This is a genomic window from Bacillus sp. ABP14, from assembly GCF_001831375.1.
Classification (GTDB): domain Bacteria; phylum Bacillota; class Bacilli; order Bacillales; family Bacillaceae_G; genus Bacillus_A; species Bacillus_A paranthracis.
Map to the genome: position 1 here is coordinate 2,899,645 of NZ_CP017016.1, position 11,920 is coordinate 2,911,564.

Consider the following 11,920-nt stretch of genomic DNA (forward strand, 5'->3'; position numbering starts at 1 on the left):
ATATTAAATATAAAATCTAAATAAATCATATGACGTCATTACCAATCCTTATCAGATTTTATTGTTAAATCATAGGCCAAAGGCTCTTCAATAATTTTTTTAATCTCTTCTAATTTATTAGTTTTTCCAAGCGTCCACATCAATTTAGCTATAATGGCTTCCGTATTCATATCTCCAGATAATATTACTTGATGTTGCGCCACTTTCCGTCCTACTTCATAGAGAAGTATGTCTTCTCCTTCTTCTAGGCATTGAGTAGTAATCACTACAGCAATCCCCATTTCAGTCAACTCTTGAATTTTCGAAAGCAAGTTCCTTCCTTCAAAAGGTAATCCACCGTTTCCAAAACTTTCAATAATAATCCCTTTATACAAATCTTTTAAACAATCAAATATCTCTGCCTTTGTACCTGGATACAATTTCATAAGAAAAACATCCGTACATAAATTAGTATCTATTGAAAGTTCATTATGTGAGGAAGTTGGCTTCCAATGATATTTCACTTCATCTTCATTTACCTCAGCAACATATGGAGAATTCACACTTTCAAATGCATCATAACTTTTTGTTCGCATTTTAACTGCTCTCGTCCCAATAATCACCCTACTATCAAAAACAATAAACACACCACCAACATCCTCACAGGCAAACCTAAGAGCATCAGCTACATTTTTCTTTGCGTCTGTCTTTTTAAAACTAATAGGTACTTGTGAGCCTGTTAAAACAACTGGTTTTCTTAAACCTTGAAGCATATAAGATAACGCAGAAGATGTATAAGCTAACGTATCCGTTCCATGTGTAATCACAAACCCGTCATAGTCATCATAGTGATTAAAAACAGCATTGGCTATTTCTTTCCAATGCTCAGGTTGCATATTGGTACTATCAATATTCATTAAGATTTTGCAATCTATTTCTAAGTTTCGAGAAGACTTCGAAAAATAATTCAATAATTCCTTAGCGGACAATCCTGGAGCAAGCCCTTCATTCCCCTCCACAGATGCAATTGTCCCACCAGTTGCAAGTAATAAAATTTTCTTCATACACAACCCCTCCATAAAATAAACAACGATATATCGTTCGCGTAATGCGTATTTATATTTATCATTATAGAACTTAATTTAAATTAATCAAGATTTTGTATTCAATACGCGTACTTTTTTCTATTCTCGATTCTTTTTCTATGTTATAATTAATTTAATAAAATTAGATGGGGTATGAGACGAATGCTGGAACGTTTATCTGAATTAAGAAAAAATCAAAAGTGGTCCTTACAAGAGACAGCAGATCGACTTGGGATTGCAAAAAGCACCTATGCCGGGTATGAAAATGGTTATAGATTACCTTCATTACAATCTTTATCAAAAATAGCCGATTTATTTGATACGTCTGCAGATTATATATTAGGTCGAATTGAATATTCACATCAAAACAAAGATGTAATTGATATTACAAGACTCCTAAACGATCCAGATCCAACACTTTTAATAGATGGAGAAGCACTGTCAACAGAAGAGATAATAGATTTTATTGCTTTTGTGAGAAGTAGACGAGAACTAAGTTCCAAGAGAATAGAAAATATTGAACCAACATGTAAAAGTTGATTCAATAAAAAACGAAGACACTGTACTCTTTAAACTTAGAAATACTTAGACAATTAATTTGTAAACGGTATATATAGGATTAGCTTTAGGAATATTATTAATCCGAATCTACTTTATTAACTTTATATTTATAAATTACATTTTAATATTTTTATATACAAAATATCCTTCCAAAAACAAGGACTTCCCGCTATTTTAGCGTTACTTGCCCTTTTATCAGTCATATAGAACTAAAACTTTTCAATAAAGGAACTCATTTGTAAAAAATACGCTATTCTTTCTGTAGATTTATAAGAAAGGATGGCGTTTTTGTATGTCTATTTCTGTATCGAAAGAATTTAGAAGTATAACAGATTTCAAACAAGACTTAGCAAAGTATATAAAGTACTATAATCATGAAAGAATCAAGAAAAAATCAAAGGGAATGAACCCAGTATTGTACTAGGCTCATTCCCTAGAGGCTACCTAATAAACCGACCTTTCTAACTTTCGGGGACACATTCTAGTTGAATTGCTACAAGCAACGAATTTACTACTTTAAAGTTAAGTGTTTAACCTTGAAGTACTTAAATTCTTTTTTCCAGATAAAGCATACATTATATCTTGATGCTTTATTGTCCTCTTATAATTATGTGGTATCGGGAATTTCTTTCGGTGTTCTTTCATTATAATTAAAGTTTGAAGTTCTATGCTCAATACTTTTGCGAGGACATGATAGTTATATCCATTGTTTAACAGAGAAATTATGTCATAAAACATAGTTTTTCCACCCACTAATTTTACTAATCTATTCTTTAACTCATCCCTTTTTTCTTTAGCTTCATCAATTTCTAACAACATGGATTTTTTATTTGTTTGCTTAATGTATTGAGTATATAACTCTGGGAATTCTTTTTGGACTTCTTTGTTTAATACTGGTTTATATTTAATCATATAAGTAACTTGTAACAATGAGCGTTTTAACAAACTATCTTCAATGAGATACGCTACTTTATTAAATAAATGTACATATTCCTTAATATTGGAATAACTATTAAAATGAGCTAATACTCTACTTTTTATACTAAAAGCCTTGCCTATATAAATAATATTGTCATTATAATCTTTAATAAAATAAATACCACTGTCATCTTTTTCTAATTCATTATCCAGTTCTTCTAGACTCATAAAATGCAATTCACTCATACTTTCCTCTCCTTATTAGTTTTAAATCATGAAAAACAGGCAAGGTTTCTAAAAAAGGCACTCAGCTGTCCTAGGATTTTTCATTTTATTTCTTGCTAAATGTCAAAAAACTGTTTCTATGTTACTCAACTATCAATATGATTATTAATAAAATTTTCTATCATTATTATCTCGCAATTTTATCATGTAATTTCGAGATCGTTTCCTCATTTAAATTACTGTGTTTTATCGAATAAAAGAAATATATGACCGCCCCAATAGTAATCCAAATACTAAAGTACAACCATGTTCTTAACGGTAAATTTAGCATTAAAAACACACAACAAACAATTGAAACGCTTGGTAATACAGGTACAAAAGGTACCATAAATCCACGTTTTAAATTTGGGTGAGATTTACGGAGAATAATAACTGATAGACAAACTAACGCAAACGTCACCAAACTACCTATATTAACTAAATTAACCAACTCTTTCAAATCAATAAACCCAGCTATTATAGAACTCCCTATTCCTGACAATCCAGTTATAAAAGTGGGTGCTCCAGTTTTCTTATTAACTTTCGCAAATGATTTCGGTAACAATCCATCACGACTCATTGCAAAGAATACTCGTGTTGCCGCATACATATTTGAAAAAATAACAGCCATAAGGCCAATTACAGCACCTGCAGCAATTGCACCAGCGACTTTCCCTTGTCCTACAACTTCCATTACATAAGCCATTGCCTCAGGAACATTTAATTCTTTATAGGAAACCATTCCTGTCATAACAAGGCATACCATAATATAAATAATTGTACATATGATTAATGATGCAATAATACCGATGGGAAGATTACGTTTCGGATCTTTTACTTCTTCTGCTGAAGTTGCTAATATATCAAAACCCGTAAAAGCAAATAAAATAGCTGCTCCACCCGTAAAAATCCCACTTAAACCGTATGGTGCAATTGGTATCCAGTTCGTTGGTTTTACATAGAATATACCAACTGTAATAAACAATAAAATCATACCAATTTTAATCAATACCATTATATTATTGATTCGTTTACTTTCCCTCGTACCACGGGATAACATCCATGCCAATATCAATGTAATAATTACTGCTGGTAGATTCACAATACCACCATGCGAAGGAATCGTTACTAAAGCTTTAGGTATCTCTAATCCAAATCCCTTTATTAAATTGTGGAAATAGCCTGTCCATCCAGCAGCGACAGCTGCTGTTGCCACGATATATATTAACAGCAATGACCAACCTACTAGATGAGCAACAAACTCACCAATTGTTGCATATGAGTACGTATATACACTACCAGACGCCGGGAGTGTAGAAGCAATTTCTGCGTAACATAATGCTATAAATCCGCATATAATTGCTGCAAGTACAAATGAAAAAATAACTGCTGGACCAGCATCTCTTGCTGCTACTAATCCAGTTAAGACAAGAACACCCGTTCCAACTATCGAGCCTACTCCTAACATAATTAAATCAAATGCTCCTAATGTTTTCGTTAAAGTCTTGCTTTGATTATGCTCTAACAATTGTGTAACGGATTTCTTTTTTAGTAAATTACTCATATTTTCTGTATCCCCTTTAAAATAAGGTTTGTTCGTCTCGTTAGTGTTTTATATAAATTTACTTAGTTATTAACTAGCCTCATAATATTTCTTTTACATTAAATAGATTTGAAATATTATATAAATTCGCTTCTCACTTACTAGTTAAACTAGACATTTCCATAGATTTTTGCATACAACGTTTCATAGCTGAAACGATAGCTGTTCTTAAACCTTTTTCTTCTAGCGTTACTACAGCTTCTATCGTCGTTCCACCTGGAGAACAAACCATATCCTTTAATTCACCTGGATGTATTCCTGTTTCCAATACCATTTTTGCAGAACCTAATACAGCCTGAGCCGCAAATTTATAAGCTTGTTTTCTCGGCATACCGCCAAGTACAGCAGCATCTGCCATGGCTTCTATAAACATATACACATATGCTGGAGAAGAACCACTAATAGATGTAACAACATCCATTAGTTTTTCATTTACGACCTCCGTCTGACCGAAAATATTAAATATGTTCAGTACCTCTTTTATATCTTTTTCTGTAACCATTTCATTAAAACATAACGCAGACATTCCTTCTCCAACAAGTGCCGGTGTATTAGGCATTACTCTAACAACTTTTAACTTTCTACCAAATTCATTCTCAGTGCTCTTAATACTTTTTCCTGCAGCAATAGTTACAACGATTACATCATTTTTTATTTGATCTTTTATTTGGTTAATTACCGATGAGTATAAATCTGGTTTGATTGATAAGATTAAAATGTCAGCACTGTTAGCGACTTCATTGTTGTTAGTAGTTATAGTTATGCCATATTCATTACTAGCATTTTTTAAATTAATGACATTTAAATCTGAACAAATTATTTGATCTGGAGAAACTATATTTTTTTTAATCATCCCACCTATCATAGCAATACCCATGTTTCCACATCCGATGAATCCTATTTGTTTATTCATAATAATTTGCTCTTGCTCCTTCTACTCTAAATTTTATTGATTTTGAAATTATTAGTCTAAATAAGGGCTACTACAATTACTGGGTTTATCAATAGAATTTCAAAATTCTCCTTCCTATAATGAGTTATGTTTTCGTATGTCGTTTACAAGCATACATAAAAAAATGAAGAGACTTTCTATTCATAGAACTATTAAAAACGAGAGTAAAACGGTGATAATTTTTATGAATTAATAATCTTTAACTATTTAACATTTTAAATAGAGCTTACATATCCCTCTAATAATTACTTATTTTAACAATTCGTAGTTGAATTTAAGGGAATGTATTTAAATTCCAAATAATTATCGCCATAGATAGTATGAAACAAAGTAATGCAGGAATTATCATTAAAATAGATTGTTTTGCTCGAAACATATGAGCATGAATAGCTCCGACCATAAGAACTGCTAATAATGTATTTGCTCCTAGCGCTAAGTATTGATTCCAAATACCACCGATTATACCTATTGCTCCAACAATTTCAACAAAACCAATTATAGACATAAACCATAATGAATATTGATATTGTTGCCAATGTTCTACCTGAAAAGATATACGGAAAATTTTTATGAATCCCCCTACTACAATAAAAATTGCTAATACTACCTGAAGAACAATCAACTTTTAAACTCGCTCCTTTTAAGACTTTGTTAATTTCTATTTTAAAATTGTTTCAATTAAATATTTTGTGACCCTTTTAGATAGCTCTCTATTGCTATCTTCTTTCCATGCATTCGGTGGAAACCTACTTCTTTTACCGTCTAATATTTCTTGATAGATTTCTTCTATTTGCACTGCTTTCGCTTGCACTTCAAACTCCCTCCTATTCAAGACATATAACGATTCCTCTTTCCTAACGTTAAATAAAACGCCAATAGTAACTATTGTGATCTACTTTTATAACACAAAAGAAATGTATAGGGTAAAATCATTTCTTTAATCTATAATAAGAAGGACATAAAAAAACAAAAAGTTACAAAAATTTTCAAATTAAAATTTTTGTAACTTTTTGTTTTTGTGTAAATATAAGGTCAATTTAGACGTCTCACCGTTTTAAACTTGATGCTCCATAATCTTGTATAGTTACATTTATATGATATTTAATCGGTAATTTACTAAATGTTCGATCCCAATCTTTTTTGACTTTCTCCCATGTTCTCGGGTGCTTAATTCTTAATTGGTTTCCAAAACCCGCAATATCGACTTGATATTCTTTTTGTATTTTTTTTGTAACATGATGTACTAAGTACTTTACTTCTTTTTCAATAGCTTTTTCTTCTCTTTTTAAAAATTCATTTTCAAAATCTTTTCCTGATTGCATCCAATTTTCAGACAAACGCCCTTCTGATTCAATGTTTACATCAAAGGAAATATTATTTCCGTTAACATGTGGTATGATTTTGCTTTTTATTGACTTTATTTCGTATATAATGAGTTTCTTTGATTCTTTATCAAAAGTTTTTACCACACCACCATTCCTTTTTCCGTTTATCCATACTACTCCTTCCAATTCCTGCTCATTTAAAAAGCCCATCAACTTTTTTGTCTTCCCTTTAATTACAGCAGCTCCTGCAAATTTTGTTTCTCCTTTTATCGAGATTACATTTTGCAAAAGAAAACTGGACCCTGACCGCATCTTTCCTTCCAATTTAGCGAGCGATACAGGAGGTAAAATCCTTGTTGTTCTATTTCTATTATCTGCAATTCCAGACAAACGAAATGCTGGGATTTCTCCTTTTTTGTTTGATTCCAGTACCTCCTTCGCTAGACCCTTGCTAATTAAGAGCATACAGCTAAGCCGAACTTCATTGTCACGGAGATACTGCTCAAGTAATTGTTCTAAACTGTATGTACGTACAAGATTATCACTAATAACAATGTTTTTTAAATGTGGGCTGAACATTGTGCTCTCTCTTTTCAATGAAAACTCACGAACAACTTGATGAATGGAATCACCGGTCTCAGAAACATTTATATAACGTTTTTGTTGTCCATTTCCTTTACTTTGTGCTTGCGAACTAACAATTTGATAAGTAGCTGTTATAAGATTTCTTTTAGGATAACCTCCTTCCTCATCCTCTTTCTCAATTGTTGAATCCTTCCCTTTATCTAGTGCTATACCTGCAGTTAAGCTCAACTCTTCTACTTCTTTACTGCTCCAACATCCTGTTAAAAATAGAAGCAAAAGCGTCCCTAACAAAGCCAAATAGAACCGCATATAATTAAATTTATGTTTCACACTACTCCTCCTTTTAATCGCGTAATAATAAGAAGAAGCAGTGGTAGTAAACCAAATAAAAATAATGCAACATTACCGAGCATATCTCCCAATTTAAGCAAGTCATTTATATTTTTCGAAGTCATAGCAATGATGTAAATGATTGGAATCAAAGCAAAAATAAACGGATGAATACTCTTTTTAAAGAGTTGCGCTAATCCTAATGCAGCTGCATAGTAACTAATCGTATAGGTAGCAAATATTTGCATAATCCATATTACAAGCAGTAAAGATTCAAAACGTTCAAATATCAATCCAGAAATTTCAAAACTGCGCATAAGGTCAATTGTCGGCCATGTTCTTGTTACAACCCCATCAATTGATAATGCACCAATGACCATTACAACAGTTATTACATAAAAGATTAACGGAATTGAAATTCCAACTAAAATAGCTTTTACTGCTTTCTTTCGTTGTTCCATAAACACCAAAAGAATTAACATAATTTCAGGACCTGTATATGCGAGAGATGTTGTTTTTATCCCATCTAACACTGGTTTAATCCCCAAACCTAATACGGGACGGAGATTATCTATCTCGAATATTCCGATACTCATAAAGGAAATGAGTAAAAAAACAAAAAAAGTAATAGGAAATATTATTTCAAACATCCGTGCAATCGAGTTAATACCACTCATAATCAAATAGAGACCTATCCACATAAAAGGCATAATAATGGCCCATGTGGGAGTTCCTTCGAGCAAAAAAAAGCTTATTACTGCTGCCATTGAACGAATTTGAAATGCTGAAGTTGTAAGAAAATACCCTATAATAAGAAAACTAAGAAACCTGCCTATCCATTTCCCTACAATATCTTGACTGTATTGATAAAATGTTTTATCTGGAAACTGCTGACTTAATTTGACCATAATTACTCCTGAAACCATTGCGAGTATCCCACCTAATATCACGCTTAGCCATACATCTGGTGTTTTCACTTTTTCCACAGATGCTCTGGGCAGAGTGAGGATCCCTGTTCCAAGTATGTAATTTACAATAATAACAACTGCTTGCGCAGTTGTTATTCGGTCTTTAGGTTCAGTAATCACTGAAGGCCACTTCCTTTCGTCATCAGCTACCTTTTGCGGATAGTTTTTTTAGTATGCATTATTTTCGGTCGACGTCTCATTATTTTTAATGGCATGCGAACCATAAAATCTTTCCAGTCACTAAATCGATACGGAACAGCAGGGCTAGTATAAGGAACGCCAAAACTTTTCAGTTTCACTAAATGACTGCAAAGTAAAAGAAAGAAGAGAATAACACCATACAAGCCAAATATCGCAGCACAAAACATAGCTACAAAACGAAGAATGCGTAACGTAATTCCCACACTATATTGCGGAATAGTAAAAGAAGAAATAGCTGTTACCGCAACAACGATAACCATTATTGGACTAACAATTCCTGCTTCTACGGCAGCCTGACCAATTATTAAACCGCCCACAATTCCCATTGCAGGTCCAATCGGTTTAGGCAGACGTAAACCTGCTTCTCGTAGAACTTCGATAGCTACTTCCATAATTAACGCTTCTATTAAAGCGGGAAAAGGAACTCCTTCTCGCGATCCGATAATCGAAATAGCGAGCTTAGTGGGAATTAATCCTGGATGAAATGAAATAAAGGAAATATACAGTGCTGGAGCAAATAATGAAACAAAAGCTGTCATAAAGCGTAATAAGCGGAGAAGCGTACCAGGAATCCACCTTTCATAATAATCTTCTGGTGATTGCAGCAGCATGCTAAATGTAACTGGAGCAATTAAAACAAATGGTGTTCCATCTAACAAAATAGCTACTCGACCTTCCATCAAAGCACTAATAACACGATCAGGTCGTTCTGTATTTTGAATCTGCGGGAAAGGACTGAGATAATTATCTTCAATGAGTTGCTCTATATAACCAGATTCGAGTACACTGTCTATATCAATTTTCTGAATTCTGTTGTTTATTTCTTCCACTAATTCTGTACTAGCAAGATCTTTAATAAATGCGATAACTAACTCTTTCTTTGCACGTTCTCCTACTGGTAGCTTTACTAATGATAAGTTCTCATCCGCACAATGCCGTCGTAAAAGTGAGGTATTATCACTTAATACTTCAGTAAAACCGACCCGTGGCCCTCTGACTAATGCCTCTGATACTGGTTCTTCAATGTTTCGTTTATTTGCTTTTGTTGTACCAAGAATAAACACATCTGCTAAACCATCAATTAAGAGAGCTGTTGAACCTATCAATACTTTGGATATCAAATCTTTTATGTAATGGACTTCTGCTACTTCACTAATTGTAAGTACTTTATTTTTAATATATTCTTTTGAAACAGTCCCCTCCACATAAGAAGATTCATTTTTATATTCGTCAGAAAAATCATCCATTAGTAACTTCATAATGTGTTTGTCAATGATCTCTTTATCTGATAGACCATCAACAAAAATGATCCCAGCTTGAATATCTGTGCGTCCAATATTAAACTTCCGAAAACGAACATCAGAATTATGTCCGATCTGTTGCTTTATAAGTTCTAATTTAGAGGCAAAATCATTTGTGAAATGAACGGTTGCATTTTGAGAAGGTTTATACTCTTGTTTCGTTTTACTTTGAATATTATTTTTCTTCACTTGTTTGTCTCTTGGCTTCCACCAACTCATTCTTCCCACTCTTTCTCTGACATACGAACCCAATGAAAAAATCTTGAGATAGTATACGGAATTAAAAACAAGATAAAAGCTTGTACAAAGACTTTCCAATCTGGAAGATAAGAAGTAATTATGTTCCACATGTTTATCACCCAATTTCTATACTCTGCTAGGATTGAGACTTCTAAAGAACGGTATGTACTTAATAAAAAATAACTGTAAGATTAAAGAGCAGAAAAGCAAGACATTATGCTTATTTCGTACCAATAACCTAATTAGTATAAAAACATTTCTGACCTAAAATACCATTTCCAATTATAATTTGTTAAATATTATCTCCTCTTCCTTTATATATATGCCTACATTTGAATTTCAAATAATATAAGTATCAATGATATTTTCTCTTAAAGAAAAAAGATGCTAGAAGATAGCATCTTTTTTTTAATTCAACTTACTATGTAGTTATATTTTATTTTGGAAATACTCGTTTTTTTAAATGAATATTAATGTGTAAAAAATACATATTCTTTTGTTCCAAGTTCATACACTTCTACCGAATCAATACGGAATTTTCTGATTTTAAATTCAATATGAAATAAAGGAAAATCCACTCTTAGAAAGACTATATAAAACAAATAACATGAAAACAACTATCAATCTATTAATTGAAAATACTAATGAGCAAGAGTTTATCATCTTAATTCCAAGTGTATTCGTTTTGCTTCAAAATAAAGAACTTGAATAAATTTTTTTGTATCAATACGAGCAGGTACTGTTGGTTCATTATTCAATTCTGTCATCTTTCTCCTTACGGTAGTAAAATCAAAAAATCTAGAAGCATAATTTTCGAACTTCGGGTTTAAAAAATCAGTAAGTCCAAGGGAAGCTAAATGGTTTAATGATTGATAAATTGCTCTCCGAATTCGTTGTTTGGAAGCTTCTATAAACCTTTTTAATTCGGCGTCTTCAGCTGAATCCCCAAGTTTTTTTTGAGCTAAATTCATAAAAATCTCTTTTAGTGAAGGAAAACCTTGTTCCAACGTGTTATCTTGTTCATATTTATATAAATAATCTAGCATATCCATTAAATCTTTACTTCCACTTTCACTGGCTATTCCTAATTCAGACAAAAGAAAATGAATGGAATTTTGAAAGTGATTAAAAGTATTTAAATGTTTTTCATTACGGTATTTTTCTTGCGCACTTGAATTACTATCCAATTTTAATACCATATTAAGCGATTCTTGAATGTTTTTTATCGATTTTTCCAAACGAATTCGTTCAATGACTTTCCGAACAACTGTTAAGACTTCAATCCGGTTAATTGGCTTAATAATATAGTATTCAACGCCAAGCGAATAAGCTTCAGCAATTAACTCTTTTGATTCTACTTGAGAAACCATGATGATTTTCCCTTTAAACGAAGGCTTTATTTGACGAATTGTTTTTATTCCATCTTGAATCGGCATTAACAAATCGATAAATAAAATGTCAATCTTTTTAAGGGTTGGCATGTGTTGCTCTAAAGATAAACCATCCTCAGCTTCTCCTATAACCTCTCCAAGATCTTCATCCTCGATAATTTGAGCCAACATTGAGCGAACCGCTTTTTCATCATCTACTATATAAAAATACATAGAA

11 protein-coding genes and 1 pseudogene are annotated in these 11,920 nt (G+C 32.3%); 2 read left to right on the forward strand and 10 right to left on the reverse strand.

All coding sequences use genetic code 11. From position 1 onward, the window contains the following. Positions 1 to 38: 38 nt before the first annotated feature. Entirely contained in the window at positions 39 to 1,043 is a 1,005-nt protein-coding gene (gene ansA / locus BGI23_RS15080; protein WP_070806427.1) for an asparaginase, read from the reverse strand. A gap of 183 nt (positions 1,044 to 1,226) precedes the next feature. Here ansA and ansR point away from each other — a divergent pair, with 183 nt between their 5' ends. After that, a complete protein-coding gene (ansR, locus tag BGI23_RS15085) occupies positions 1,227 to 1,604 on the forward strand; it encodes an HTH-type transcriptional regulator AnsR (RefSeq protein WP_070806428.1) in 378 nt (125 codons plus the stop codon). A gap of 313 nt (positions 1,605 to 1,917) precedes the next feature. Beyond that, positions 1,918 to 2,049 carry an IS3 family transposase gene (locus BGI23_RS28975; protein WP_083322746.1) on the forward strand — a complete coding sequence of 44 codons (132 nt, stop codon included), beginning with the start codon at positions 1,918 to 1,920 and terminating at the stop codon, positions 2,047 to 2,049. A 98-nt stretch (positions 2,050 to 2,147) separates the two neighbouring features. On the opposite strand, the gene BGI23_RS15090 is transcribed toward BGI23_RS28975, so the two are convergent. The 9 genes and pseudogenes from BGI23_RS15090 to BGI23_RS15125 all read right to left on the reverse strand — a co-directional run bounded on the left by BGI23_RS15090 (position 2,148) and on the right by BGI23_RS15125 (position 11,916). Continuing rightward, positions 2,148 to 2,789 carry a nucleotide excision repair endonuclease gene (locus BGI23_RS15090; protein WP_070806429.1) on the reverse strand — a complete coding sequence of 214 codons (642 nt, stop codon included), beginning with the start codon at positions 2,787 to 2,789 and terminating at the stop codon, positions 2,148 to 2,150. Between the two features lie 166 nt (positions 2,790 to 2,955). Next, positions 2,956 to 4,371, reverse strand: a complete 1,416-nt coding sequence (locus BGI23_RS15095) for an amino acid permease (protein WP_070806430.1) — start codon at positions 4,369 to 4,371, stop codon at positions 2,956 to 2,958. 133 nt (positions 4,372 to 4,504) lie between these two features. Continuing rightward, the gene (proC, locus tag BGI23_RS15100; RefSeq protein WP_070806431.1) at positions 4,505 to 5,323 is read right to left on the reverse strand and encodes a pyrroline-5-carboxylate reductase; all 819 of its coding nucleotides are present in this window, start codon (positions 5,321 to 5,323) and stop codon (positions 4,505 to 4,507) included. 313 nt (positions 5,324 to 5,636) lie between these two features. Continuing rightward, a complete protein-coding gene (locus BGI23_RS15105; protein ID WP_070806432.1) occupies positions 5,637 to 5,984 on the reverse strand; it encodes a DoxX family protein in 348 nt (115 codons plus the stop codon). A gap of 39 nt (positions 5,985 to 6,023) precedes the next feature. Continuing rightward, a pseudogene (locus BGI23_RS28170) lies at positions 6,024 to 6,173 on the reverse strand (DUF4046 domain-containing protein); the annotation flags it as partial. A gap of 235 nt (positions 6,174 to 6,408) precedes the next feature. Beyond that, positions 6,409 to 7,602: a Ger(x)C family spore germination protein gene (locus BGI23_RS15110; RefSeq protein WP_070806433.1), complete on the reverse strand. Its 1,194-nt coding sequence runs from the start codon at positions 7,600 to 7,602 to the stop codon at positions 6,409 to 6,411. After that, positions 7,599 to 8,690: a spore germination protein gene (locus tag BGI23_RS15115; RefSeq protein ID WP_070806434.1), complete on the reverse strand. Its 1,092-nt coding sequence runs from the start codon at positions 8,688 to 8,690 to the stop codon at positions 7,599 to 7,601. Before BGI23_RS15115 ends, BGI23_RS15110 begins: the two co-directional genes overlap by 4 nt. A 26-nt stretch (positions 8,691 to 8,716) precedes the next feature. Continuing rightward, positions 8,717 to 10,291, reverse strand: coding sequence for a spore germination protein (locus BGI23_RS15120; RefSeq protein ID WP_070806435.1), 1,575 nt, complete (start codon positions 10,289 to 10,291; stop codon positions 8,717 to 8,719). Between the two features lie 680 nt (positions 10,292 to 10,971). After that, entirely contained in the window at positions 10,972 to 11,916 is a 945-nt protein-coding gene (locus BGI23_RS15125) for a response regulator (RefSeq protein WP_070806436.1), read from the reverse strand. Positions 11,917 to 11,920: the final 4 nt, after the last annotated feature.

Excerpts from the sequence above, each read along its gene's own strand:
- ansR (WP_070806428.1), top strand. The coding sequence starts at position 1,227 with ATGCTGGAACGTTTATCTGAATTAAGAAAAAATCAAAAGTGGTCCTTA.
- ansA (WP_070806427.1), bottom strand. The coding sequence starts at position 1,043 with ATGAAGAAAATTTTATTACTTGCAACTGGTGGGACAATTGCATCTGTG.
- proC (WP_070806431.1), bottom strand. The coding sequence starts at position 5,323 with ATGAATAAACAAATAGGATTCATCGGATGTGGAAACATGGGTATTGCT.
- BGI23_RS15090 (WP_070806429.1), bottom strand. The coding sequence starts at position 2,789 with ATGAGTGAATTGCATTTTATGAGTCTAGAAGAACTGGATAATGAATTA.
- BGI23_RS15125 (WP_070806436.1), bottom strand. The coding sequence starts at position 11,916 with ATGTATTTTTATATAGTAGATGATGAAAAAGCGGTTCGCTCAATGTTG.
- BGI23_RS15095 (WP_070806430.1), bottom strand. The coding sequence starts at position 4,371 with ATGAGTAATTTACTAAAAAAGAAATCCGTTACACAATTGTTAGAGCAT.
- BGI23_RS28975 (WP_083322746.1), top strand. The coding sequence starts at position 1,918 with ATGTCTATTTCTGTATCGAAAGAATTTAGAAGTATAACAGATTTCAAA.
- BGI23_RS15120 (WP_070806435.1), bottom strand. The coding sequence starts at position 10,291 with ATGAGTTGGTGGAAGCCAAGAGACAAACAAGTGAAGAAAAATAATATT.